26 protein-coding genes are annotated in these 22,012 nt (G+C 69.1%); 14 read left to right on the forward strand and 12 right to left on the reverse strand.

Annotated features, from left to right (window positions below):
• Positions 1 to 241 precede the first annotated feature (241 nt).
• Positions 242 to 649, forward strand: coding sequence for an MliC family protein (locus ACE3T2_RS18855; RefSeq protein WP_374660187.1), 408 nt, complete (start codon positions 242 to 244; stop codon positions 647 to 649).
• Between the two features lie 42 nt (positions 650 to 691).
• On the opposite strand, the gene ACE3T2_RS18860 is transcribed toward ACE3T2_RS18855, so the two are convergent.
• The 4 genes from ACE3T2_RS18860 to tkt form a co-directional block, all read right to left on the reverse strand.
• Entirely contained in the window at positions 692 to 865 is a 174-nt protein-coding gene (locus ACE3T2_RS18860) for a hypothetical protein (protein WP_374660189.1), read from the reverse strand.
• A 64-nt stretch (positions 866 to 929) separates the two neighbouring features.
• Positions 930 to 1,247 (reverse strand): hypothetical protein, encoded by a 318-nt coding sequence (locus ACE3T2_RS18865; RefSeq protein WP_374660191.1) that lies wholly within the window; start codon positions 1,245 to 1,247, stop codon positions 930 to 932.
• A gap of 32 nt (positions 1,248 to 1,279) precedes the next feature.
• Positions 1,280 to 2,479 (reverse strand): formate-dependent phosphoribosylglycinamide formyltransferase, encoded by a 1,200-nt coding sequence (gene purT, locus ACE3T2_RS18870; protein WP_374660193.1) that lies wholly within the window; start codon positions 2,477 to 2,479, stop codon positions 1,280 to 1,282.
• 67 nt (positions 2,480 to 2,546) lie between these two features.
• Positions 2,547 to 4,517 carry a transketolase gene (gene tkt, locus ACE3T2_RS18875; RefSeq protein WP_374660195.1) on the reverse strand — a complete coding sequence of 657 codons (1,971 nt, stop codon included), beginning with the start codon at positions 4,515 to 4,517 and terminating at the stop codon, positions 2,547 to 2,549.
• Between the two features lie 159 nt (positions 4,518 to 4,676).
• On the opposite strand from tkt, the gene ACE3T2_RS18880 reads away from it, so the two are divergent.
• The 4 genes from ACE3T2_RS18880 (at position 4,677) to ACE3T2_RS18895 (ending at position 7,198) form a co-directional block, all read left to right on the forward strand.
• Complete coding sequence (locus ACE3T2_RS18880) at positions 4,677 to 4,967, forward strand: DUF4164 family protein (protein WP_374660197.1); 291 nt, start codon at positions 4,677 to 4,679, stop codon at positions 4,965 to 4,967.
• 5 nt (positions 4,968 to 4,972) lie between these two features.
• Positions 4,973 to 5,299: a cell division protein ZapA gene (locus ACE3T2_RS18885; protein WP_374660199.1), complete on the forward strand. Its 327-nt coding sequence runs from the start codon at positions 4,973 to 4,975 to the stop codon at positions 5,297 to 5,299.
• A 507-nt stretch (positions 5,300 to 5,806) separates the two neighbouring features.
• A complete protein-coding gene (locus ACE3T2_RS18890) occupies positions 5,807 to 6,355 on the forward strand; it encodes a 5-formyltetrahydrofolate cyclo-ligase (RefSeq protein WP_374660201.1) in 549 nt (182 codons plus the stop codon).
• 6 nt (positions 6,356 to 6,361) lie between these two features.
• Complete coding sequence (locus ACE3T2_RS18895; RefSeq protein WP_374660203.1) at positions 6,362 to 7,198, forward strand: YmdB family metallophosphoesterase; 837 nt, start codon at positions 6,362 to 6,364, stop codon at positions 7,196 to 7,198.
• Between the two features lie 181 nt (positions 7,199 to 7,379).
• On the opposite strand, the gene ACE3T2_RS18900 is transcribed toward ACE3T2_RS18895, so the two are convergent.
• Positions 7,380 to 7,967 (reverse strand): hypothetical protein, encoded by a 588-nt coding sequence (locus ACE3T2_RS18900; protein ID WP_374660205.1) that lies wholly within the window; start codon positions 7,965 to 7,967, stop codon positions 7,380 to 7,382.
• Positions 7,968 to 8,060: 93 nt separating this feature from the next.
• A complete protein-coding gene (locus ACE3T2_RS18905; protein ID WP_374660207.1) occupies positions 8,061 to 8,264 on the reverse strand; it encodes a 4-oxalocrotonate tautomerase family protein in 204 nt (67 codons plus the stop codon).
• A 74-nt stretch (positions 8,265 to 8,338) separates the two neighbouring features.
• Between ACE3T2_RS18905 and ACE3T2_RS18910 the strand changes: the two genes are divergently transcribed.
• Positions 8,339 to 8,689 carry a phage holin family protein gene (locus tag ACE3T2_RS18910; RefSeq protein WP_374660209.1) on the forward strand — a complete coding sequence of 117 codons (351 nt, stop codon included), beginning with the start codon at positions 8,339 to 8,341 and terminating at the stop codon, positions 8,687 to 8,689.
• A 100-nt stretch (positions 8,690 to 8,789) separates the two neighbouring features.
• Here the strand turns inward: ACE3T2_RS18910 and groL are convergent, their stop codons facing one another.
• A complete protein-coding gene (groL, locus tag ACE3T2_RS18915; protein WP_374660210.1) occupies positions 8,790 to 10,433 on the reverse strand; it encodes a chaperonin GroEL in 1,644 nt (547 codons plus the stop codon).
• Positions 10,434 to 10,483: 50 nt separating this feature from the next.
• Entirely contained in the window at positions 10,484 to 10,771 is a 288-nt protein-coding gene (groES, locus tag ACE3T2_RS18920; protein WP_374660212.1) for a co-chaperone GroES, read from the reverse strand.
• 218 nt (positions 10,772 to 10,989) lie between these two features.
• Between groES and ACE3T2_RS18925 the strand changes: the two genes are divergently transcribed.
• From ACE3T2_RS18925 to ACE3T2_RS18945, 5 genes are all read left to right on the forward strand, one after another.
• Complete coding sequence (locus ACE3T2_RS18925; protein WP_374660213.1) at positions 10,990 to 11,409, forward strand: hypothetical protein; 420 nt, start codon at positions 10,990 to 10,992, stop codon at positions 11,407 to 11,409.
• Positions 11,410 to 11,474: 65 nt separating this feature from the next.
• Positions 11,475 to 11,858, forward strand: coding sequence for a VOC family protein (locus ACE3T2_RS18930; RefSeq protein WP_374660215.1), 384 nt, complete (start codon positions 11,475 to 11,477; stop codon positions 11,856 to 11,858).
• 420 nt (positions 11,859 to 12,278) lie between these two features.
• Complete coding sequence (locus ACE3T2_RS18935) at positions 12,279 to 13,592, forward strand: acyl-CoA dehydrogenase family protein (protein ID WP_374660271.1); 1,314 nt, start codon at positions 12,279 to 12,281, stop codon at positions 13,590 to 13,592.
• Positions 13,593 to 13,916: 324 nt separating this feature from the next.
• Positions 13,917 to 14,675: a TSUP family transporter gene (locus ACE3T2_RS18940; protein WP_374660217.1), complete on the forward strand. Its 759-nt coding sequence runs from the start codon at positions 13,917 to 13,919 to the stop codon at positions 14,673 to 14,675.
• Positions 14,672 to 15,256 (forward strand): GNAT family N-acetyltransferase, encoded by a 585-nt coding sequence (locus ACE3T2_RS18945; protein ID WP_374660219.1) that lies wholly within the window; start codon positions 14,672 to 14,674, stop codon positions 15,254 to 15,256. Before ACE3T2_RS18940 ends, ACE3T2_RS18945 begins: the two co-directional genes overlap by 4 nt.
• A gap of 58 nt (positions 15,257 to 15,314) precedes the next feature.
• Here the strand turns inward: ACE3T2_RS18945 and ACE3T2_RS18950 are convergent, their stop codons facing one another.
• Positions 15,315 to 16,190, reverse strand: a complete 876-nt coding sequence (locus tag ACE3T2_RS18950) for an SDR family NAD(P)-dependent oxidoreductase (RefSeq protein ID WP_374660221.1) — start codon at positions 16,188 to 16,190, stop codon at positions 15,315 to 15,317.
• Between the two features lie 129 nt (positions 16,191 to 16,319).
• Between ACE3T2_RS18950 and ACE3T2_RS18955 the strand changes: the two genes are divergently transcribed.
• A complete protein-coding gene (locus ACE3T2_RS18955; protein ID WP_374660223.1) occupies positions 16,320 to 18,041 on the forward strand; it encodes an alkyl sulfatase dimerization domain-containing protein in 1,722 nt (573 codons plus the stop codon).
• Positions 18,042 to 18,203: 162 nt separating this feature from the next.
• Here the strand turns inward: ACE3T2_RS18955 and ACE3T2_RS18960 are convergent, their stop codons facing one another.
• Both ACE3T2_RS18960 and tadA read right to left on the reverse strand, forming a co-directional pair.
• Complete coding sequence (locus tag ACE3T2_RS18960) at positions 18,204 to 18,662, reverse strand: DUF6265 family protein (RefSeq protein WP_374660225.1); 459 nt, start codon at positions 18,660 to 18,662, stop codon at positions 18,204 to 18,206.
• Positions 18,663 to 18,664: 2 nt separating this feature from the next.
• Positions 18,665 to 19,111: a tRNA adenosine(34) deaminase TadA gene (tadA, locus tag ACE3T2_RS18965; RefSeq protein ID WP_374660227.1), complete on the reverse strand. Its 447-nt coding sequence runs from the start codon at positions 19,109 to 19,111 to the stop codon at positions 18,665 to 18,667.
• A gap of 12 nt (positions 19,112 to 19,123) precedes the next feature.
• On the opposite strand from tadA, the gene ACE3T2_RS18970 reads away from it, so the two are divergent.
• Positions 19,124 to 20,854 carry a pseudouridine synthase gene (locus ACE3T2_RS18970; RefSeq protein WP_374660229.1) on the forward strand — a complete coding sequence of 577 codons (1,731 nt, stop codon included), beginning with the start codon at positions 19,124 to 19,126 and terminating at the stop codon, positions 20,852 to 20,854.
• Complete coding sequence (gene rsmD, locus ACE3T2_RS18975; protein WP_374660231.1) at positions 20,854 to 21,423, forward strand: 16S rRNA (guanine(966)-N(2))-methyltransferase RsmD; 570 nt, start codon at positions 20,854 to 20,856, stop codon at positions 21,421 to 21,423. Before ACE3T2_RS18970 ends, rsmD begins: the two co-directional genes overlap by 1 nt.
• Here the strand turns inward: rsmD and ACE3T2_RS18980 are convergent, their stop codons facing one another.
• Positions 21,424 to 21,699 carry a YjhX family toxin gene (locus tag ACE3T2_RS18980; protein WP_374660233.1) on the reverse strand — a complete coding sequence of 92 codons (276 nt, stop codon included), beginning with the start codon at positions 21,697 to 21,699 and terminating at the stop codon, positions 21,424 to 21,426.
• Positions 21,700 to 22,012: the final 313 nt, after the last annotated feature.

Raw genomic sequence — 22,012 nt, forward strand, 5'->3', positions numbered from 1 at the left:
TCGAACGCAGGACCAGCCTGCCGATACGGCCGAACCCATTGATGGCGACGCGAACGGTCATCGAAAACTCCTGAGCCAATTGATTTGGGGCGGTTTCTTGAGGTCGGGGGGACATGAGTCAACCCCTTGGGCGGTCAAGTCCGGCTACAATCGATTACATCTCGGGCCCCGGTCCGGTTGGAACATCCGTGCGGCTCGCGCGCTTTCCGCAGCTGAACCTTGACCATGGAAGGAGCCCCCGGTGGCGAAACTTCACTTTAGCGCCGCGGCCTGCGTCGCCGCGCTGCTGGGCCTTGCGGCCTGCAACAAGCCGGCCGAGCAGGCCAAGGCGCCGGAAGCGCCTGCCGCCGCGATCCCTGCGCCGCCGCCGGCCGCCTCGACCCCGACCACCTACGCCTGCGACGACGGCGCCAGCGTGAAGGCCAGCTATCCGGACGCCGACACCGCAGTGGTGGAGCTGGACGGCAAGGCCCATACCCTGAAGATCGCCGTCTCGGCCAGCGGCGCCCGCTATGTGGGCGATGGTTTGCAATGGTGGACCAAGGGCATGACCGACGGCCAGCTGAGCCCGCTGAAGGCCGGCGAGGACATCGCCAGCGCGCCGGGCGTCAACTGCAAGGCGCCCGAGAGCGCGACGCCGGCGGGCTGAGGCGAGATGGCGGACGCGGCGAAGCCGCGCCCGCCGGTCGTCCTAGTGCCTGTGCTCGGAGCCCGGTTCGAAGGACTTCGGCGCGTCCTTCTTGTCCTTGCAACACTCGCACTTGGCGCAGCAGTCCATCTTCATGGCGCTCTCGGCGGCCAGGGCCGCGCCGCTGGAGAGCAGGGTGACGAGGGCGGCGAGCGCCAGGGTCTTGTTGATTTGCATGTGAGATCCTTCGGCCCCGCATAGGGGCCTTTTCGAGATTGAATTTTGAAGTCGTGGAGAGGGCTCAGCCGCGCGGCGGCGGAGGCTCCGGCTTCGGATTCAACCCCGTCCGGGCCTCGGCGGCCGGCGGCGTCATCTCGACGAAGGCGACGGTGCGGGCCGAGAGGCTCGGCGGATCGAGCGGAATGGCGTGGCAGACCACGCAGGCGGCGTTGCGGCACGGCTGCTTGGCCGGCCCCTGCATCGCCTTGCTGCAATCGTGCATGGCGCCGGCGGCCTCGGCGACCGGCGCGCGCTGATCGAAGCCCGCGCCGGCCATCGCCGCGGGCGCGTTGAGCGCCACGGCGAGCAGGGTCAGGACGGCGATCAGGCCACGGATCATGACCGCCATAGAAGCACGGCCGCCGGGCGCCGTCAGCCTTTCACCGGCGTGACGCAGGCGGCGGCCTGGCGGGCGTGGGCTCGCGCCTGGTCGACGTCGGCGCCACGCGCCAGGGCCACGCCCATGCGGCGGCGCTCGAACGCCTCGGGCTTGCCGAACAGGCGCAGATCGGCGCCGGGGACGCGCAGGGCCTCGGCGACGCCTTCGAAGGCGACGCCCTGGGCTTCCATGCCGCCATAGATCACCGCGCTGGCGCCCGGCTCGCGCTGGGAGACGTCGGTCGGCAAGCCGAGGATGGCGCGGGCGTGCAGGGCGAATTCGCTGAGGTATTGCGTCGCCAGGGTGACCAGGCCGGTGTCGTGCGGGCGCGGGCTCACTTCGGAGAACCAGACCTCGTCGCCGCGGACGAACAGCTCGACGCCGAAGATGCCCTGGCCGCCCAATTCGCCGGTGACCTTGGCGGCGATGTCCTTGGCCCGTTCCAGGGCGACCGGGCTCATCGCCTGGGGCTGCCAGCTCTCGACATAGTCGCCCTTGACCTGACGGTGGCCGATGGGCGCGCAGAAGCTGGTCTCGATGGTTCCGTCGGCGGCCTTGGAGCGCACGGTCAGCAGGGTGATCTCGAAGTCGAACTCGATCTTGCCCTCGACGATCACCCGCGGCTGTTCGACCCGGCCGCCCTCCAGGGCGTAGCGCCAGGCCGCGGCGACGCCCTCGGGCCCTTCGACATAGGACTGGCCCTTGCCCGAGGACGACATCACCGGCTTGACGAAGCAGGGGAAGCCGGCGATCTGCGCCGCGCCCTTGGCCAGCTCTTCCTCGGAGGAGGCGAAGGCGTAGGACGAGGTGGGCAGGCCGAGCGTCTCGGCCGCCAGGCGGCGGATGCCCTCGCGGTTCATGGTCAGCTGGGCGGCGCGGGCGGTCGGGATGACGGTCGCCAGGCCCTCGGCCTCGATCTTCACCAGCTCGTCGGTGGCGATGGCCTCGATCTCGGGAACGATCAGATGCGGCCGCTCGGCCTCGACCAGGGCGCGCAGGGCGGCGGCGTCGGTCATGGCGATCACGTGGGCGCGGTGGGCGACCTGGTGGGCCGGCGCGTTCGCATAGCGGTCGACGGCGATCACCTCGCAGCCGAGCCGCTGCAGCTCGATCGCGACCTCCTTGCCGAGCTCGCCCGAGCCCAGCAGCATGACCTTGACGGCGGTGGGCGAGAGCGGCGTTCCGAGGCGCATTTTCGTTTCCTATCGGCAGGTTCTACGGCGCAGGCCGCAGGAACCTGCCGGTTCTGGAAGAGGAATCCTAGGCCAGCTTGGCTTTCGCCGCGGCGGCCACGGCCTCGGCGGTGATGCCGAACTCCTTGTAGAGGCGGTCGGCGGGCGCGCTGGCGCCCCAGCCGTGCATGCCGACGAAAACCCCGTCGTCGCCAATGAATTTACGCCATCCGAACTCGACGGCGGCCTCGACCGCGACCTTAACCGGCGCCTTGCCGATCGTATCCTGCCGATAGGCGGCCGGTTGGGCGTCGAACAGCTCCCAGCAGGGGGTGGAGACGACGCGGGTCGGAACGCCCTCGGCCTCCAGCAGGCCCTGGGCGGCGACGGCGACCGAGACCTCGGTGCCCGAGGCGAAGATCGTCACCTTGGCCTCGCCGCTGGCGGGCTTCAGTTCGTAGGCGCCCTTGGCCGAGAGGTTCTCGCTCGCCGAGTCGCGGACCGCCGGGACCTTCTGGCGCGAGAGGGCCATGAAGGCGGGGGTCTTCTTGCTCTCCAGCGCGATCTTCCAGCATTCGGCGGTCTCGACCGCGTCGGCCGGGCGGAAGACGTTCAGGTTCGGCATGGCCCGCAGGCTGGCCAGATGCTCGATCGGCTGGTGGGTCGGGCCGTCCTCGCCGACGCCGATGGAGTCGTGGGTCATGACGTGCACCACGCGGACCCCCATCAGGGCGCCCAGGCGGATGGCCGGGCGGCTGTAGTCCGAAAACACCATGAACGCCCCGCCATAGGGGATGACGCCGCCGTGTAGGGCCATGCCGTTCATCGCCGCGGCCATGCCGAACTCGCGCACGCCGTAGTTCACGTAGCGGCCCGAATAGTCCGGGGTGTCGAAGATCTGGGTGTTCTTGACGAAGGTGTTGTTCGAGCCGGTCAGGTCGGCCGAGCCGCCGACCATCTCCGGGATCGCCGGGAACAGGGCGTCGAGGGCCGAACCCGAATGCTGTCGGGTGGCGGCGGCGGGCTTGGAGGCGACCGCCTCGGCGATGTGGGCGTCGAGCCGTTCGAAAGCATCGGCCGGCAGGTCGCCCTTCACCGCGCGGGTGAAGACGGCGGCGTGCGGCGAGGCGGCCAGGCGCGCCTCCCAGGCCTTGCGGTCCTTGGCGCCGCGGCGGCCGGCCGAGCGCCAGGGCTTCACGATCTCGTCCGGCACGGCGAAGGCTTCGTCGGACCAACCCATCTTGGCGCGGGTGGCGGCGATCTCGGTCGCGCCCAGCGCCGCGCCGTGGGTCTTGTGGTGACCTTCCATGGTCGCCGCGCCCTTGCCGATCTTGGTCTTGCAGGCGATCAGCGAGGGACGGTCCTGCTTGGTCGCCCAGGCGAGCGCGCGGCGGATCTGGCCGTAGTCGTGGCCGTCGATCGCCTTCACCGCCCAGCCGGCGGCCTTGAAGCGGGCGAGCTGGTCGCCGCTCTCGGCCAGCGACACGGCGCCGTCGATGGTGACGTCGTTGTCGTCCCACAGCAGGGTCAGCTTGTTCAGCTTCAGGCGGCCGGCCAGGCTGATCGCCTCGTGGCTGACGCCCTCCATCAGGCAGCCGTCGCCGCAGATGACCCAGGTGCGGTGATCGACCAGGTCCGCGCCGAAGCGGGCGGCCAGGTGGCGCTCGGCCATGGCCATGCCGACGCTGGTCGCCAGGCCCTGGCCCAGCGGGCCGGTGGTGGTCTCGACGCCCGGGGTGTGGCCGTATTCGGGGTGACCGGCGGTGTTGGAGCCCCACTGGCGGAAGTTCTTGATCTGCTCCAGCGTCATCGCCTTGAAGCCGGTCAGGTGCAGCAGCGAATAGAGCAGCATCGAGCCATGGCCGGCCGACAGCACGAAGCGGTCGCGGTCGGCCCAGTCGGGGCGGGAGGCGTCGTACTTCAGGAACTTGGTCCACAGCACCGTGGCGACGTCGGCCATGCCCATCGGCATGCCGGGATGTCCCGACGCGGCCTTCTCGACAGCGTCCATCGAGAGCACGCGAATGGCGTCGGCCATGGATTGCAGCGGTGCGGGCATTATCTGTTCCGGTGAGTCTGGCGGCGAAACGGCGGGAATGGGCGCGCCCCTCGCACGCGAGGCCTGAACGGTCAAGGAAGCGTCACGCCACAGTGCGGGTTTCGGCGCCGCCGCGAAGCACTCTATAGATTAACGGACACACCTTCGGAGAATGCCGAAATGCGGGAGCCGGCGAGCGAAAGCCCCCTCGATCAGGCCGTGAAGCGGCTGGACCGGGCGATTTCCGCGCTCGAACAACGCCTTGCCGGATCGACGGGCAAGGCCGGCGACGGGCTGTTCGATCACGAGGCCGGCAAGCTGGCCGCCGAGCTGGAAAAGGCCAAGGTCCGCGAGCGCGAGCTGGAGGAGGCGGGCGCCGAGGCGTCTGCGGCCCTGGGTCGCGCCATCGCCGAGATCAAGGCGGCCCTGGCCGGCGACCCGGCCGACGCGGCCCAGACCGAGGAGGCTTGAAGGCCATGGCCCAGGTCAACATCACCGTGAACGGCCGCCCCTATGCAGTCGGCTGCGAGGACGGCCAGGAAGGCCACCTGCTGGAGCTGGGTCGGCTGTTCGACCGTCAGGTGCGCCAGGTGTCCCAGGACATGGGGCAACTGGGCGAGACACGGCTGTTCCTGATGGGGGCGCTGCTGCTGGCCGACGAACTGAGCGACTTGCGCCTGCGGCTCTCGACCGTCCAGGCCGAGCTGGCGCGGCTGCAGTCCGACCAGGCCCGGGTCGAGACCCGGGCCGTGGGGGCGCTGGAGAACGCCGCCAAGCGGATCGAGAAGCTGGCGCAGGGATAGGCCCTGGTTCCTCCCCCGGGGGCAGGATCGTATCTGCACACGGTGTCACCCCGGTTTGCGAAGCAAGACCGGGACCCATGAAGACCGAATGGTGCAGGACGCGGCTCAGCCGCGCCTCATTTTCCAGAGATCAGGCGACAATGGATCCCGGTCTTCGGTTGCGCCGAAACCGGGATGACACTTAGTTGGGCGACATCGCCAGATGCGGCGCCGTGCCGAGGTTAAAGTGTTTGGGAAAGCGATCCGCCCACGCTTGTACCGGCGCCCTTGCGGTCCTACCTTGGATCCCGGCGGGTCCTGCTGCGGCTCTCGTCGAAGGCAATCTATCCCAGAGACCTTAATTTCTTCGAAGGGATCTGTCCCTGTCCGGTCCCGTGGGGCCGGGCACTACGGAGCCCACCTGGTTAGCCAGGTCCGAGGGGATAAAACCGTCCTTCACGGCTCTCGCGGCGCCGCCACCCTTCGGGCTAAGCTCGAACGGTGAACCTTCCATCCGACAAGACGAAAATGCGCACCGTGCTGCGCCGCCGCCGCCGCGCCCTGGCTGCCGCCGCGCCCGACGCCGCCGCGCAGGCCGCCGTCCTGGCGCCGATCGAGCGCCTGGCGCCGCTTGCCTGGTTCGCGGCCTATCACGCGGTGGGCTCGGAGTTCGACCCGGCGCCGCTGGCCGCGCGGCTGGCCAAGGCCGGCGGGCGGCTGGCCATGCCGGTCACGCTCGCCGCCGACCAGCCGCTGGTGTTCCGCGCACAACGGACGGGCGATGTGCCCGTCGTCGACGCCTTCGGCGTGCCCTCGCCGCCGCCGGAGGCGCCGCAGGTGCGGCCCGACCTGGTGATCTGCCCGCTGCTGGCCTTCGACCGCCGCGGCGGGCGGCTGGGGCAGGGCGGGGGCCATTACGACCGCACTCTGGCCGCCCTGCGGGCGCAGGGCCCTGTGTTCGTGCTGGGCCTCGCCTATGCCGGCCAGGAGGTCGAGAGGCTGGACATGGAGCCGCACGACCAAAGGCTGGACGCCATTCTCACGGAAAACGGGTATACCGAGTTCCGAAAGGACTAATTCCGCATGCGTTTCGCCTTCTTCGGCGACGTGGTCGGTCGCGCCGGACGCGACGGCCTCGCCGACCATCTTCCCGCCCTGCGCCGCGAGCTGGGGCTGGAGTTCGTGATCATCAACGCCGAGAACGCGGCGGCCGGCTTCGGCATCACCGAGAGCACGGCGCGCGAGCTGTTCGACGCCGGCGCCGACTGCCTGACCCTGGGCAACCACTCCTGGGACCAGAAGGAGGCGCTGACCTACATCGTGCGCGAGCCGCGGCTGATCCGGCCGCTGAACTATCCAGTGCTGGCCGACGCGCCGGGGCGCGGGGCGAACCTGTTCGAGACCCGGGACGGCAAGCGGATCGTGGTCATCAACCTGCTGGGCCGGGTGCACATGGACTCGCTCGACGATCCCTTCGCCGCCGTCGACCGCGAGCTGGACAAGGCGCCGCTGGGCATGGTCGCCGACGCGGTCGTGGTCGACATGCACGCCGAGGCGACCAGCGAGAAGATGGCGATGGGCCACTTCTGCGACGGGCGCGCCAGCCTGGTGGTGGGCACCCACACCCACGTGCCGACCGCCGACTGCCAGATCCTGCCGGGCGGCACCGCCTATCAGACCGACGCCGGGGCCTGCGCCGACTACGACAGCGTCATCGGCAACCAGAAGGAAGAGCCGCTGCGCCGGTTCACCACCCGCATCTCCGGCGGCCGCTACAAGCCCGCCGAAGGCCCGGCGACGGTCTGCGGGGTGTTCGTCGAGACCGACGATTCCACCGGCCTGGCGCGCCGCGTCGAGCCGATCCGCGTTGGCGGTCGGCTGAGCCAGGCGGTGCCGGCGGTGGAGACCGTGCGGGCCTAGGGTTCGCGTGAGGTCCCTCGCACATGTCATCCCGGTTCCGGTGAAGCCGAAGACCGGGAGTCACTGACGCGTGAGCTGGAAGGCCGGGCGCGGCCGCGCCGCATCCTGATCCATCCGGCGTTCACGGGTCCCGGACAGCCGCTGCGCGGCGTCCGGGATGACACAGGGTGGTCGCCGGAGCCTAGCGCGCCAGGCGCGGGCGCAGAGCGTCCAGGGTCAGCTTGCCGTCCTGGTCGGTGTCGAGCAGTTCGAAGCGGCGGCGGGCGGCCTTGGCCCATTCGTCGCTGCTGACCCGCTGGTTGAGGTCGGCGTCGCCGCCGCGCACCGGCTGCGGCTCGTTGAGCAGCGAGAAGCGCGCGGCGCCGGTGCGGGGCTGGGCGTGGCGGTCGACCTTGCGGATCATCGGACGCTTGCCGGGGGGCGGGCCGCCGCCCGGACCGCCGATGAAGTCCATGCGGGTGATCTCGGGGACGATCTTCGTTTCGTAGGCGGTGTTCTCGGGGCCGTCCATCTGCCCGTCTCCATTGGCGTCCAGCAGCTTGAAGAAGCGCATGGCGTCGTTGCGGAACTCGGGCAGGGTCAGGGCGCCGTCGCGGTCGGCGTCGGCGCCGGCGAACCAGTCCGCCAGGCCGTCGGGTCCGCGGAACGGCTCGCCCGAGGGGCTGATGAACAGATGGCGCTCGCCCGGCGGGCCTCCGGGAGGCGCGGGCTGGGCGAGGGCGGGCGCGGCGGCGATGAGGACGCTCGCGGCGAAAGCGATACGAAACATGTGAGTCCCTTGCGCGCCCGTCCGGCGCTCAAGGCCAAGCTGGCCCGGCGGTGCGGCCAAAGCGGGGCGCTGGTGTGACCGGGCTGAAACCTGTCAGCCGCCGGCGCGGCGGGTCCGCTCGGCGACGCTGATGCCGCCCACGCCCCAGTCCTCGGTCTTGACCTCGTCGATGACCACGAAGGTCGAGGCGGGGTTCTTGTTAAGCACCTTGACCAGCAGGTCGGTGGTCCCGGCGATGAGCTGCGCCTTCTGCTCCTCGGTGGCCCCGGCGGTGATGCGGATGTTGACGTAGGGCATGGGAACTCCTGCTGGCGTGTTGCCGCCGACAGTTAAGCGGGCCAAGCTCGGCCGCAAGCATCCTGGAGGCTTCGATGACCCGTTTTCTCGCCCGACTGATCTTCGCCGCCCTCGGGCTGGCGCTCGCGGCCTATCTGCTGCCCGGCGTCAGTTATAACGGCCTGACCGACCTCCTGATCGCCGCCCTGCTGCTGGGCGTGGTCAATGCGATCCTGCGGCCGATCCTGTTCGTCCTGACCCTGCCGCTGACCATCGTGACGCTGGGGCTGTTCCTGCTGGTGCTGAACGCGGCGATGATCGGGCTGGTGGCCTGGATGCTGCCGGGCTTCACTGTCGACGGCCTCGTGCCGGGAATCCTGGCGGCGATCATCACGGGCCTCGCCAGCTGGGTCGGCGGCATCGTGATCGGGGACGCGAAGCGCTGATCTTCTCCTCCCCTTGTGGGGAGGGAGAAAGACACTTTGACAAAGAAAAAGGGCGGGGCCTTTCGGTCCCGCCCTTCGTCTTTCGACAGGTGTCGTGGACTTAGAAGTCCATGTCGCCCATGCCGCCCATGCCGCCGGGCATGCCGCCGGCCGGAGCGCTCTTCTTCGGGGCTTCGACGATCGCCGCTTCCGTGGTGATCAGCAGGCCCGACACCGAGGCGGCGTCCTGCAGAGCGGTGCGGACGACCTTGGCCGGGTCGATGACGCCGTCGGCGACCAGGTCGACATACTGCTCGGTCTGAGCGTTGAAGCCGAAGGTCGGCGAGTTGTTCTCGAGGATCTTGCCGACCACGATCGAGCCTTCGACCCCGGCGTTTTCCGAGATCTGACGGATCGGGGCCTGCAGGGCGCGGCGCACGATGGCGACGCCGGCTTCCTGGTCGGCGTTGTCGCCCTTGAAGCCGTCCAGAACCTTGGAAGCCTTCAGCAGAGCCACGCCGCCGCCCGGGACGATGCCTTCTTCCACCGCAGCGCGGGTGGCGTTCAGGGCGTCGTCGACGCGGTCCTTCTTTTCCTTCACTTCGACTTCGGTCGCGCCGCCGACGCGGATGACCGCGACGCCGCCGGCCAGCTTGGCCAGACGCTCTTGCAGCTTTTCCTTGTCGTAGTCCGAGGTGGTGTCCTCGATCTGACGCTTGATCTGGGCGATGCGGCCTTCGATCGCGTCCTTGGCGCCGACGCCGTCCACGATGGTGGTGTCGTCCTTGGTGATCGAGACCTTCTTGGCGCGGCCCAGCATGTCGAGGGTGACGCTCTCGAGCTTGATGCCCAGGTCTTCGCTGATCAGCTCGCCGCCGGTCAGGATGGCGATGTCTTCCAGCATGGCCTTGCGGCGGTCGCCGAAGCCCGGAGCCTTGACGGCCGCGACCTTGAGGCCGCCGCGCAGCTTGTTGACCACCAGGGTGGCCAGGGCTTCGCCTTCGACGTCTTCAGCGATGATCAGCAGCGGACGGCCCGACTGGACCACGGCTTCCAGCACCGGCAGCAGCGGCTGCAGCGAGGAGACCTTCTTTTCGAAGAGCAGGATGAGCGGCTCGTCGAGCTCGACTTCCATCTTGTCGGCGTTGGTGATGAAGTACGGCGACAGGTAGCCGCGGTCGAACTGCATCCCCTCGACGACGTCGAGTTCGGTTTCCAGGCTCTTGGCTTCTTCGACGGTGATGACGCCTTCGTTGCCGACCTTGGCCATGGCCTTGGCGATCATTTCACCGACTTCGGTGTCGCCGTTGGCCGAGATGGTGCCGACCTGAGCGATTTCCGAGTTGGTGGTGACCTTCTTCGAGCTCGACTTGATCTCTTCGATCACCTTGGCGACCGCCTTGTCGACGCCGCGCTTCAGGTCCATCGGGTTCATGCCGGCGGCGACCGACTTCAGGCCTTCGACGACGATGGCCTGGGCCAGGACGGTGGCGGTGGTGGTGCCGTCGCCGGCGCGGTCGTTGGTCTTGGAGGCGACTTCGCGGATCAGCTGGGCGCCGAGGTTCTCGAAGCGGTCAGCCAGTTCGATTTCCTTGGCGACCGAGACGCCGTCCTTGGTCGAGCGCGGGGCGCCGAAGGACTTTTCGATGACGACGTTGCGGCCCTTGGGGCCGAGGGTCACCTTCACCGCGTTGGCGAGGGTGTTGACGCCGCGCAGCATGCGATCGCGCGCGTCGGAGGAGAAATAGACGTCTTTAGCGGCCATTTTTCTGCTCTTTCAGAAGGAGTGGATGGGGAGAAAGCGGGGAGGGGTGGTTACTCGACCACGCCCAGGACGTCGCTTTCCTTCATGATCAGGAGGTCCTGACCGTCGATCTTGACCTCGGTGCCCGACCACTTGCCGAACAGGATGCGGTCGCCGGCCTTCACGTCGAGCGGCTGGATCTTGCCGGCATCGTCGCGGGCGCCGGGGCCGACGGCGACGACTTCGCCTTCCTGCGGCTTTTCCTTGGCGGTGTCGGGGATGATGATCCCGCCCTTGGTCTTTTGTTCTTCCTCGACGCGCTTCACGAGGACGCGGTCACCCAGAGGACGAAACGCCATGTCTTTAAGTCTCCGTTCGGGACGGTTGAAATGTCTGCGCGGGCACGGGGGCGGCGGCCGTTAGCAGCCGCAGCGCCCGAGTGCTAACGCAGGGCGGAGGTAGGGAAGGGGCCCTGGGGAGTCAAGCGCGTGCAACCGCGGTTTTTTGATTCCGCTTGGTTACCGCAACGACCCGCAGATAGGTTCGGGGCGAGGGAACACCAGGAGAGAACCCAAACATGCGTCTCGTCATCGCGACCGCAGCGGCCTTGGCCGCCTTCGTCCCAGCAGCCCAGGCCGAGACCTGGAAGCCCTACGGGGCGGTCAGCGACAAGGGCCTCCAGTGGTCCTACGACGCCGACTATTCCTATCGCGACCAGCAGAGCGGCAAGATCGTGGTCATGCAGGCGATCGGCAAGGTCGGCGCCGAGCCGCGCATGGGACCGTCCGGCCCCGGCAAGCCCGACGGTGTCGGCTCGGTGCTGGCGCTCGACTGCCGCGAGAAGACCGTGATCAGCCTGGGCGGCTACAGCCCCAAGAAGCCGCTGGAGCTGTTGGCCAACTGGCGCACCGCCAACGCCGCCGCCGCCAAGAGCCCCGAGGACCAGGCTCTGATCGCCGCGGTCTGCGCCGGCGCCGACAGCGTGCCGAGCAAGTAAGGCTGCTGCCAAAATCGCGACTTCCGGACGTTATGGGGTCGGGCGTGCAACTCATGGAGGCCTGAATGCTCGACCACCTCGGACTGACCGTCAGCGATTTCGCCAAGTCCCGCGCCTTCTATGACGCGGCCCTCGCCCCGCTGGGCGTCGGCCTCGTCATGGAAGTGACGCCGGAGCAGACCGGCGGCTCCTCGCACCTTGGCTACGGCTCGGACGGCAAGCCCTATTTCTGGATCGGGAACGCCGGCGGCGCCGGCGGCGGGGTGCACGTCGCCTTCGTCGCCAAGGACCGGGCCGGGGTCGACGCCTTCTATGCGGCGGCCATGGCCGCAGGCGGCCGCGACAATGGCCCGCCCGGCATCCGCGCGCACTATCACCCGAACTATTACGGCGCCTTCGTGCTCGACCCGGACGGGCACAACGTCGAGGCCGTCTGCCACCAGGGCTGAGGCGCGAAATTTGTCGGGAATGGGGCTAGCGTTACCGACCGGTCGCTCCCATGTCTCTGGACATGATGCTGATCGTCAAACTTGCGCCGGCGCTGGCCGTGCTCGCCCTCGCGGTGGCCCTGGTGGTCATGGGCCAGCCTGCGCCGCTCTACGTCTGACGGCGCGGCGTCATCCCCGACCCTTGAAGGCGGCCTGTCCCGGGCCGCCTTTTTTCTTGCCCGCGGCGTGGGGAAACCCAGGCGACGCAAGGGTTCTCTCCGGAACGCCCGGGCCTCGGCCGAAAAACTTTAAACGCTTGTTTGATTTCGGCCAAAGATGCGTCCAAACTGCGGGCCTAATCCTACGATCCGAGGCAGGGCGAGACCGTCCTGCGCCCCCGCGCCGACCGCACAAAAAAGCATTGGGAGAGACGAGATGACCATGACCGCCGACCGGCCCGACAGCAGCTTCAAGCTGAACCCGCAGGACGAGCTGAACGACCTGCGCATGTCCGACAAGGCGCTGCCGCTGCTGAACAAGGTCAGGGACTTCATCCGCGACGTCGTGCAGCCGATGAGCGAGGAGTTCCATCGCCTGGGCGAGGGCAAGACCGACATCTGGAGCTATGCGCCCGGCCAGCTGGAAGTGCTGGACGCGGCCAAGGACAAGGCCAAGGCCGCGGGCCTGTGGAACTTCTTCCTGCCCGACGCCCACACCGGCGAGGGCCTGTCGAACCTCGACTACGCCTACATCGCCGTCGAGCTGGGCAAGAACCCGATGTCGTCGGAAGTGATGAACTGCGCCGCCCCCGACACCGGCAACATGGAAGTGCTGGAACGCGTCGGCACCCCGGCCCAGAAGGAGCAGTGGCTGAAGCCGCTGCTGGAAGGCAAGATCCGCTCGGCCTTCGCGATGACCGAGGTCAACGCCGCCTCGTCCGACGCCAAGAACATCAACACCCGCGCCACCCTGGTCGGCGACGAGTACGTGATCAACGGCGAGAAGCACTACATCTCGGGCGCCGGCGACCCGCGCTGCAAGATCATGATCACCATGGTCCAGACCAGCCCCGACGGCCCGCCGCACCTGCGTCAGTCGCAGATCCTGGTGCCGACCGACGCGCCCGGCGTGAAGATCCTCGGCCCGATGAACGTCTTCGGCGATCCGGACGCCCCGCACGGCCACATGCACATCGTCTTCGACAACGTGCGGGTGCCGAAGGAGAACATGCTGCTGGGCGAAGGCCGCGGCTTCGAGATCAGCCAGCTGCGCCTGGGGCCGGGCCGCATCCACCACTGCATGCGCGCCATCGGCCAGGCCGAGAAGGCCCTGGACCTGCTGGTCGCCCGCGGCCTGACCCGCGAGGCCTTCGGCAAGCCGATCGTCTATCTGGGCGGCAACGTCGAGATCGTCAGCCGCGCGCGCATCGAGATCGAGGCCATGCGCCTGATGGTGCTGAAGGCGGCCAAGGCGATGGACGTGCTGCCGCGCGACGAGGCCCGGATCTGGATCCACATGGTCAAGGCCATGGTGCCGGAACGCGTCTGCACGATCATCGACCAGGCGATCCAGATGCACGGCGCCCTGGGCGTTTCCCAGAAGACCCCGCTGGCCCGCATGTACACCTCGACCCGCACCCTGCGCCTGGCCGACGGCCCGGACGAGGTGCACCACATGGTCGTGGGCCGCAACGAGCTGCGCCAGTACCGCGAGATGCCGGTCGATCCGTCGACCGCCGCGGTGTTCCGCAACTAGGCGCTCCTCGCTTCGAGGACGCGACGAGGCCCCGGCGAAAGCCGGGGCCTTTTTCGTGGGCGTGACGGCGGCGCTTGTTCGGGTGTAGAACGGCTGGGCCTACAGCGAACCTCCGTCCGGCCCGGCCGCCGGGAGGCGACGCGGCGGGCGCCGGGTCGATCCCCGCCACGTGCGGGCGCGATCCCCGGAGATGTCGCCCTTCCTTCGGGACGGGCGTCGCGGGCGGACCCGCAGCCTCTTTCCCGCGCGCGACGCGCAGCTGACCGGTGAAGCCGGGGGCCTGTGTCCCCCGTTCGGAGCCGATCACAACCCGGAGGACTGTCCATGGGCCCGATTTCGGCTCTCTTCATCATCTGTCTGGCATTTGTGACCGCCACCCTCTCAGGGGTGTTCGGCATGGCCGGGGGGCTCGTCCTGATGGGCGGGCTGGCCCTGGTGCTGCCGGTCTCGGCCGCCTTCGTCACCCACGGAGTGCTGCAGCTGGTGGCCAACGGCTGGCGTGCGGTGCTGCACCGCAAGCACGTGCGCTGGGACATCGTCGGCTGGTACGCGCTCGCCTCGGCCATCGCCGGTGGAGCGGTGGCGCTGATCTCCATCGTGCCGTCGAAGCCGGTGCTCTACCTGCTGATGGGCCTGGTGCCGTTCCTGCTGTGGCTGCCGCAGAAGTGGATCAGCCTGGATGCGGCGCGTCCGCCCCAGGCCTTCGCCTCGGGCCTGATGGTGACGGGGCTGAACCTGACGGCGGGGGTGGCCGGGCCGCTGCTGGACATCTTCTTCGTCCGCACCGCCCTGACCCGGCACGCCATCGTGGCGACCAAGGCCGCGACTCAGGTCTTTGCGCACCTGGCCAAGATCCTGGTCTACGGGACCCCGCTGCTGACCAGCGCGCCGGGCGCCATGCCGCCCTGGTGGATGTTCGCCATCGCCATTCCGCTGTCCATGGCCGGCACGGTGGTGGGCGGCCGCATCCTCGACCGGATGAGCGATGTGGACTTCAAGAGCTGGACGAAGTGGATCGTGACCGGCATCGGCGTGCTCTATCTGATCCAGGCCGCTCAACTGTTCGTGCGAGGGGCCGGATGAAGATCGAGATGCAGGTGCTGGAGAACCGCTTCGTGCGGCTGGAGCCCCTGGGCGACCAGCACCGCGAGGACCTGCGCGCGGCCTGCGACGCCGATACGACCATCTGGGAGACGCTCTATCCGTTCTCCTGGGCGGGCGAACACTTCGAGCCGACCTGGGAGATGCTGGCCGGCAATGTCGCCAAGGGCGCGACCCAGGCCTTCGCGGTCACGGTCGACGGGCGCTGCGTCGGCATGACCTGCTTTATCGGGCCCGACCGCGCCAACGCCGTGGTCGAGGTCGGCGGCACCTACTACGCCCCGCAGTTCCGCGGCGGGCCGGTGAACCCGGCGGCCAAGCGGCTGATGATGACCCACGCTTTCGAGTCCGGCGCACGGCGGGTGGTCTACCGGGTCGACGCCATCAACGCCCGCTCGCGCGCGGCGGTGACCAAGCTGGGGGCGGTGCAGGAGGGCGTCCTGCGCCAGGACCGGGTGGTCTGGACCGGCCGTATCCGCGACACGGTGATCTTCTCGATCCTGGCGGACGAATGGCCGGCCGTGCGCGAGAGTTTGGACGCGCGGTTGGCGGCGTTCGGATAAGGGCTCCTCGGCGCCATCCCGGTTTCGCCGACAGGCGAGACCGGGATGACACTTGGAGCTACGCGCTCGCCGCGGTCTTCTCAGGCGCAGCCGGGAAGAACACCTTGTCGGCGTTCTCGGCGACCTCCTGGGCCGTATAGGGGCGGCCCGGCGCGAAGCCGTCGGTCTGCATCATCTTGATCTCGCGCACGCCGCGGGAAGAGACTCCGAGCACCTTGCCGGTATGGTCGGCGGCGAGGTCCGAGGCCATGTACAGCACGCCCGGCGCGATGTTCTCGGGCAGGGCCATGGCGTCGGGCTCGCGGTCGCGGAAGCCGGGCAGGTCGGAGGTCATGCGGGTGAAGGCGCCGGGCGCCAGACCCATGACGCGGATGCCGTACTTGCGTCCCTCGATCGAGAGCACGCGCATGAAGCCGTAAATGCCGGCCTTGGCCGCGCCATAGTTCGACTGGCCGAAATTGCCATAGAGGCCCGAAGTCGACGACGTCATGATGATCGTCCCCGGCTTGCCGTTGTCCTTCAGCCACTTCCAGACCGGCATGACGCAGCAGTAGGTCCCCTTGAGGTGGACCTTCACGACCAGGTCCCAGTCCTGCTCGGAGGTGTTGGCGAAGGTCTTGTCGCGCAGGATGCCAGCGTTGCAGACGAGGATGTCGACCTGGCCGAAATTGTCCAAGGCCGTCTTCAGGATGTTCTCGCCGCCCTGCACCGTGGAGACGTCGTCGGTGTTGGCCGCCGCCCGTCCGCCGGCGGCGACGATCTCGTCGACCACGCGCTGGGCCGCGCCCTTGTCCGAGCCGGAGCCGTCGCGCGGCCCGCCCAGGTCGTTGACGACGACCGCTGCGCCTTCCTTGGCGAACAGCTTGGCGTAGGCCTCGCCCAATCCGCCGCCGGCGCCGGTGATGATGGCGACCTTTCCGTCCAGCAGTCCCATATCGTTTCTCCCTAATGATCTAAGTTATGCGAACATCATCGGGGCGGGTTTTCCGGCTGACAAGCATTGACCGGCGCCGGGGTATCGCTGCATTTTGGCGTGGATAATGCCAATATATGGGAGGCGACCATGTTGCGTACGCTCGTCCTGACCGCGGCGCTGGCCGCGGCGAGCCCGGCCATGGCCGACGACCCGGCGCCGCGCATCGCCCCCTCGCTGGCCGCCCACACCGCCGAGTTTGCGCCGCCCAAACTCTACGAGCCTGCGCCCGGCGTGTTCTCGGCGGTCGGCTACGGAATCGCCAACTCGATCATGGTGGTCGGCAAGAGCGGGGTGGTGATCATCGACACCACCGACAGCCTGGACGAGGCCAAGAAGGTCTGGTCGCTGTTCGAGCCCAAGACCGGCGGCAAGCCGGTGGTCGCCATCATCTACACCCACAACCACAACGACCACATCAACGGGGCCGCGGCGTTTCCGCTGGCCAAGGGCGGCAAGGTGATCGCCCATGAGACCTTGCTGCGCGAGGCGGCCAAGTGGAACGGCGTAGCAGCGCCGGCCATCGCTGCGCGGGCGGCGCGGATGTACGGCGTCTTCCTGCCCAAGGGCACGCCGGACGGCTTCGTCAGCGTCGGGATCGGCCCCTATCTGTCGGCGTTCAGCGGCGGCGGGGCGGGCGGGTTCGTGCCCCCGAACACCACCTTCAAGGACAAGCTGGAGGTCACGCTGGGCGGCGAGCGGTTCGTGCTGGAGCATGCGCCGGGCGAGACCGAGGACCAGCTCTTCATCTGGATGCCCGACCGGAAAATCCTGTTCCCAGGCGACAACATCTACAAGGCGTTCCCCAACCTCTACACGATCCGCGGCACCAGCTACCGCGACCCGGTGCAGTGGGCCGATTCGATCGACCGGATGCGGGCCCTGAAGGCCGATGTGCTGGTCCCCTCGCACACCCGGCCGCTGGTCGGGGCGCAGGCGATCGCGACCGAACTGACCAACTATCGCGACGCCATCCGTTTCACCCACGACCAGACCGTGCGCTGGATGAACAAGGGCCTGACCCCGGACGAAATCGTCGAGAAGGTGAAACTGCCGGCGCACCTGGCCGCCGACCCGTATCTTTTCGAGCATTACGGCACGGTCGAGTGGTCAGTGCGCTCGATCTTCGCCGGCTATATGGGCTGGTTCGGGGGCGACCCGGCCAGCCTCTCGTTCGATGCGCCGGACGTGCGGGCGGGCGAGATCGTCGCTCTGGCGGGCGGGCCGGCGCCTGCGCTCGCAGCGGCGCAGAAGGCGTTCGACGACGGGCGCTGGAAATGGGCGGGCGAACTGGCCGGACATGTCGGCCGGGCCGATCCGGCGCTGAAGCCGCAGGCCGACGCGCTGCAGGCCAGGGCGTTCCGCCAGCTCGGCTACGACAGCGTCTCGCCAAACGGCCGCAACTACTATCTCGAGCGCGCGGCCGAACTGGAGAAGAAGGCGCCGGGGTGGGCGCAGATCGTCGGGGCGCGCCAGAACGGGTCGCAGGCCGCGGGCCTGCCGGCCGCCGCCATCGTCGCCACCTTCCCGGTGCGGCTGAACGCCGAAACAGCCGCGCAGGCCGACGCCGCGATGGGGCTGAAGCTGGCCGGCGACGGCGACTGGACCATCCGCGTGCGCCGCGGCGTCGCCGAGACGCCGCAGGGCGTCGGGGCGGAGGTCCCGCTGGTGGTCGCCGCGAGCAAGGCCGACTTCGTGGGCGCGCTGGCTTCGCCCGAGGCGATGGCCGCGGCGCTGAAGGCCGGCAAGATCAGGATCGAGAAGGGTGACGCCGCGGCGCTGGCGGCGTTCCTGCAGTTGTTTCGGGGGTAGGCAAGCAAGTGTCATCCCGGTTTCGGCGAAGCCGGAGACCGGGACCCATTCGCATCTGCTTCCGAAAAATGGGGCGTTATCGAGCCTTGGCTGGCGCCATCAGGTGTTCATGGGGCCCGGTCTTGCTTCGCAAACCGGAATGACATCTGCCGAGGGGCGTCTCTACCGCTCCCGCGCGTAGCGCCAGTCCTGGCTTTGGGGCTTGCCGTTCACCGTTCCTTCGATCCGGGCGCAGAGGTCCTGGCCGCAGCGGCGGTAGATAACGCGCTGCGGGAAGTCGTGGGCGAGGTTCTCGAACGTCGCTTCGTCCGGTGAGCCGGCTTTCAGCACGAAGGGCGTTGGCGGCTGGCCTTCGATACGGGCGGTGAAGGTCGCGCCGGTCGGCTCGGCGGTGATGGTCATGAACTCGACGAAGGGTTTCCTGCCTGCCCGGTTGGTCTGGGAGGCGCCGGCCATAGCGCCGTCCTGCGGAACGGTCCAGATCTCGCGCACCGTCAGGTTTTCGCCCCTCTGCACCCAGGAACCAGCCAGCCAAGCCAGAGCCTGGACGTGGTCGGCCGGCGCCGCCTGGGCCGAGCCGGCCAGGGCGACGGCGGCAAGGACGATGGAAAGGCCGCGCATCCTCACGCCTTCTTCTTGCGGCGGGCCTGGAAGAAACCCTTCAGCAGGTCCGAGCTCTCCTGCGCCAGGACGCCGCCGGTCACCTGCGGGCGCCAATGGCAGGTCGGCTGCTCGAAAAAGCGCGGGCCGTGGACGACCGCGCCGCCCTTCGGATCCTCGGCCCCGAACACGACGCGACCGATGCGCGCATGGCTGATCGCGCCGGCGCACATGGCGCAGGGTTCGAGGGTGACGACCAGGGTCAGGTCGGTCAGCCGATAGTTGCCGAGTTTCGCAGCCGCTTGCCTTAAGGCCACGATCTCGGCATGAGCGGTCGGATCGTGAGCGCCAATGGGGCCGTTCGCCCCTACGGCGATGACCTCCTCCGTCTTCGGATCGACGATGACGGCGCCCACGGGAGTTTCTCCACGTGACGCGGCGTCTTGCGCCGCAGCGAGCGCGATGCGCATGGTGCGATGATCATGATCCACGACCCCCAACGAAACGACGACGCGGCGCCAGGTCAAGGCGAGCGTGTCGCAAAAGCCCTCGCACGTGCGGGCGTCGCCTCGCGGCGCGACGCCGAAAAACTCATTGAAGAGGGCCGCGTGGCCCTGAACGGAGAGGTGCTGACCAGCCCGGCGGTGAACGTGCGGGCCGACGACATCCTGACCGTCGACGGCGAGGTGGTTGACCCGCCCGAGCCGACGCGGCTGTTCCGCTATCACAAGCCGATCGACCTCCTGACCACGCACAAGGACCCGCAGGGGCGCCCGACCGTGTTCGACGCCCTGCCGCCGGGCCTGCCGCGGCTGATCTCCATCGGCCGACTGGACATCAATTCCGAAGGCCTGCTGCTGCTCACCAACGACGGGGAGCTGGCGCGTGCGCTGGAGCAGCCGTCGAGCGGGGTGGTGCGCCGCTACCGCGCCCGGGCGCGCGGCCGGGTGACTCAGGCGGAACTGGACAAGCTGGCGGACGGCGTGACGGTCGAGGGCGTGAAGTACGGCCCGATCGAAGCCAAGATCGACAAGGCCAAGGACGGCCCGACCGGCGCCAATGTCTGGATCACCGTCACCCTGGCCGAGGGCAAGAACCGCGAAGTCCGCAAGGTGCTGAAGTCGGTGGGCCTGGAGGTCGGGCGGCTGATCCGCATGTCCTACGGCTCGTTCGCGCTGGGCACGCTGCCGATCGGCCAGATCGAGGAGGTCGGGCCGCGGGTGATCCGCGAGCAGCTGGCCGACTATATCGACCCGGAAAACATGCCGACCGGCGAGCGGCCGGCCTTCAAGACCCCGAAGGCCCCGCCCGGCGCCCATGCGGTGCACGACGGCACCGGCCGCCGCGGCGCCGGCGCCAAGAGCGCGGCCGAGCCGAAGCCCAAGACCGAGTACAAGGAAGGCTGGGCCAAGCCGAAGGTGACCGTGAAGGTCAAGAGCGCCAAGCCGCGCCGCGCGCCGCGCCCGGGCCAGGAACCGGCCGCCGAGGTCCCGCTGGCCCCGCGCCGCCGGTCCAACCGGCTGTCGGGGGACACGCCCGGCGGCATCCGCACCTATTCGCCCGGCGATCCGCTGGCGCCCGCGCCGCGCGGCGCGCCGGCCGGACGCGGCCCGGGCCCGAAGGGCGGGGCCCGCAGCGCGCCCAAGCGGGAAGGACGCAGCGAGTTCCGGGGCGAGTTCAAGGGTGAATTCCGGGGCGAGCGCAAGCCGCGCGAGGCCGCCGAGGGCGCGGCCCGTCCTGAGCGCGCCTTCGACAAGCCGCGCGGCCCGCGCAAGGGCGCGACCCTGATCGAGCGCGGCCCGCGATCCAACGACGGCAAGCCGGCTCCGCGTCCGCGCGCCCCCGGCCCGCGCAGCGAGGGCCGCGACGCGCCGCGAGGCGCCTGGTCGGGGCCGCCGCGCGGCCGCGGTCCGCGTCCGGACGGCGATGCGCCCCGGGGCGAGGGGCGTCCCGAACGTGCGGACGGCCCACGCGGCCCGCGGGCCTCGGGTCCGCGTCCGGGCGGTAAGCCGGGTTTCGGCGGTCCGCGGTCCGGGCCGCGCCCTGGAGGTCCCCGTGGTCCGCGCCCCGAGGGCGATGCTCCGCGCGGCGAAGGTCCTCGCGGCCCGCGTCCGGATCGCCCGCGCGCCGGCGGCGGCAAGCCCGGCGGCCCGCGTTCGGGCCCCAGAGGCCCGCGGCCCGGCGGTCCGCGCGGACCTAAGCGGGACGATTGATGCGCATCGTCTCGGGCGAGTTTCGCGGCAAGGCCATCGTCACGCCGCCGGGCGATCGCACGCGCCCGACGTCCGACCGGGCGCGCCAGGCTGTGTTCAACATCCTGGAGCACGCGGCCTGGTCGCCGGGGGTGCGCGACCTGCGGATCATCGACCTGTTCGCCGGTTCGGGCGCGCTGGGCTTCGAGGCGCTGTCGCGGGGGGCGGCCTTCTGCCTGTTCGTCGAGACCGACGAGCTGGCGCGCGGGGCGATCCGCCAGAACGTCGACGCCATGGGCCTGTTCGGCCGCACGCGGGTGCATCGGCGCGACGCCACCGACCTGGGCGTGCGGCCCGGCGCCGACGGGCCGGCCTTCGACCTCGCCTTCCTCGACCCGCCCTATGGCAAGGGCCTGGGCGAGACGGCGCTGGCCAAGCTGGCGGCCGGCGGCTGGCTGGCGGACGGGGCGGTGGTGATGTTCGAGCGCGGCTCGAACGAACCCGACTTCGACGCCCCCGGCTTCGAGAAGCTGGACGCCCGCGACTACGGCGCCGCGCGCGTCCATTTCCTCAGGTTTTCGGCGAACTAGCTAGAAAGCCCGCGCGGACGTGCGGTTGTCGAGCTGGCTGCGCAGGTTCACCAGGCCCTCGCGGGTGATCTGGTAGGGCTGGCCGTTCTTGCTGGCGATCATCCGCTTCTTCTTCAGGCTCTTGAAGACGGCGACGTCGCAGTCGCTGAGAGTCCAGCCGTCGCGGGTGATGCAGTCGGCCGAGAGGATGTCGCCCCGTTCGTCGCGTTCGAGGACGATCCGGCCGCCTTGGGCCAGGGCGTGCAGCGTACGTTGCTGCGCTTTTGAGATGTTCAAGGAAGTATCCAGCGTTCAGGCATGAGGGAACGCGCCCGGACCGAACTCGCAATGCGAGGGCGCGGACGTTGGGGCCTGACTGCCGATGGATGACGAGGACGCCGGTTCGGCGGTTAGGCCCGGGCCTCGAACGCAAGCTCTGACATAAAACCTCTCTACGAGCTGGCGCGACTATGGCGAAGGTCGAGGCCGGCGTCCAGCGCCTGCACCTTCTCTCCATGATTACTTGTCGATATCTGAGAGTTTTTGATTTGTGATAACTATATGAAGGTTAGGTGACGCATAGTTGCAGGAATTCGCGCAGATTTTCAGA

The sequence above is a fragment of the Phenylobacterium sp. genome, from assembly GCF_041919955.1.
Taxonomy (GTDB): Bacteria; Pseudomonadota; Alphaproteobacteria; order Caulobacterales; family Caulobacteraceae; genus Phenylobacterium.

What these genes read in the sequence shown, in the direction of transcription:
- ACE3T2_RS18890 (WP_374660201.1), top strand. Translation starts at nt 5,807, where the DNA reads ATGCGCACCGTGCTGCGCCGCCGCCGCCGCGCCCTGGCTGCCGCCGCG.
- ACE3T2_RS18945 (WP_374660219.1), top strand. Translation starts at nt 14,672, where the DNA reads ATGAAGATCGAGATGCAGGTGCTGGAGAACCGCTTCGTGCGGCTGGAG.
- purT (WP_374660193.1), bottom strand. Translation starts at nt 2,479, where the DNA reads ATGCGCCTCGGAACGCCGCTCTCGCCCACCGCCGTCAAGGTCATGCTG.
- tkt (WP_374660195.1), bottom strand. Translation starts at nt 4,517, where the DNA reads ATGCCCGCACCGCTGCAATCCATGGCCGACGCCATTCGCGTGCTCTCG.
- ACE3T2_RS18865 (WP_374660191.1), bottom strand. Translation starts at nt 1,247, where the DNA reads ATGATCCGTGGCCTGATCGCCGTCCTGACCCTGCTCGCCGTGGCGCTC.
- ACE3T2_RS18885 (WP_374660199.1), top strand. Translation starts at nt 4,973, where the DNA reads ATGGCCCAGGTCAACATCACCGTGAACGGCCGCCCCTATGCAGTCGGC.
- ACE3T2_RS18930 (WP_374660215.1), top strand. Translation starts at nt 11,475, where the DNA reads ATGCTCGACCACCTCGGACTGACCGTCAGCGATTTCGCCAAGTCCCGC.
- ACE3T2_RS18955 (WP_374660223.1), top strand. Translation starts at nt 16,320, where the DNA reads ATGTTGCGTACGCTCGTCCTGACCGCGGCGCTGGCCGCGGCGAGCCCG.
- groES (WP_374660212.1), bottom strand. Translation starts at nt 10,771, where the DNA reads ATGGCGTTTCGTCCTCTGGGTGACCGCGTCCTCGTGAAGCGCGTCGAG.
- ACE3T2_RS18940 (WP_374660217.1), top strand. Translation starts at nt 13,917, where the DNA reads ATGGGCCCGATTTCGGCTCTCTTCATCATCTGTCTGGCATTTGTGACC.
- tadA (WP_374660227.1), bottom strand. Translation starts at nt 19,111, where the DNA reads ATGCGCATCGCGCTCGCTGCGGCGCAAGACGCCGCGTCACGTGGAGAA.
- ACE3T2_RS18910 (WP_374660209.1), top strand. Translation starts at nt 8,339, where the DNA reads ATGACCCGTTTTCTCGCCCGACTGATCTTCGCCGCCCTCGGGCTGGCG.
- ACE3T2_RS18905 (WP_374660207.1), bottom strand. Translation starts at nt 8,264, where the DNA reads ATGCCCTACGTCAACATCCGCATCACCGCCGGGGCCACCGAGGAGCAG.
- ACE3T2_RS18950 (WP_374660221.1), bottom strand. Translation starts at nt 16,190, where the DNA reads ATGGGACTGCTGGACGGAAAGGTCGCCATCATCACCGGCGCCGGCGGC.
- ACE3T2_RS18960 (WP_374660225.1), bottom strand. Translation starts at nt 18,662, where the DNA reads ATGCGCGGCCTTTCCATCGTCCTTGCCGCCGTCGCCCTGGCCGGCTCG.
- ACE3T2_RS18895 (WP_374660203.1), top strand. Translation starts at nt 6,362, where the DNA reads ATGCGTTTCGCCTTCTTCGGCGACGTGGTCGGTCGCGCCGGACGCGAC.
- ACE3T2_RS18925 (WP_374660213.1), top strand. Translation starts at nt 10,990, where the DNA reads ATGCGTCTCGTCATCGCGACCGCAGCGGCCTTGGCCGCCTTCGTCCCA.
- rsmD (WP_374660231.1), top strand. Translation starts at nt 20,854, where the DNA reads ATGCGCATCGTCTCGGGCGAGTTTCGCGGCAAGGCCATCGTCACGCCG.
- ACE3T2_RS18900 (WP_374660205.1), bottom strand. Translation starts at nt 7,967, where the DNA reads ATGTTTCGTATCGCTTTCGCCGCGAGCGTCCTCATCGCCGCCGCGCCC.
- groL (WP_374660210.1), bottom strand. Translation starts at nt 10,433, where the DNA reads ATGGCCGCTAAAGACGTCTATTTCTCCTCCGACGCGCGCGATCGCATG.
- ACE3T2_RS18970 (WP_374660229.1), top strand. Translation starts at nt 19,124, where the DNA reads ATGATCCACGACCCCCAACGAAACGACGACGCGGCGCCAGGTCAAGGC.
- ACE3T2_RS18880 (WP_374660197.1), top strand. Translation starts at nt 4,677, where the DNA reads ATGCGGGAGCCGGCGAGCGAAAGCCCCCTCGATCAGGCCGTGAAGCGG.
- ACE3T2_RS18935 (WP_374660271.1), top strand. Translation starts at nt 12,279, where the DNA reads ATGACCGCCGACCGGCCCGACAGCAGCTTCAAGCTGAACCCGCAGGAC.
- ACE3T2_RS18860 (WP_374660189.1), bottom strand. Translation starts at nt 865, where the DNA reads ATGCAAATCAACAAGACCCTGGCGCTCGCCGCCCTCGTCACCCTGCTC.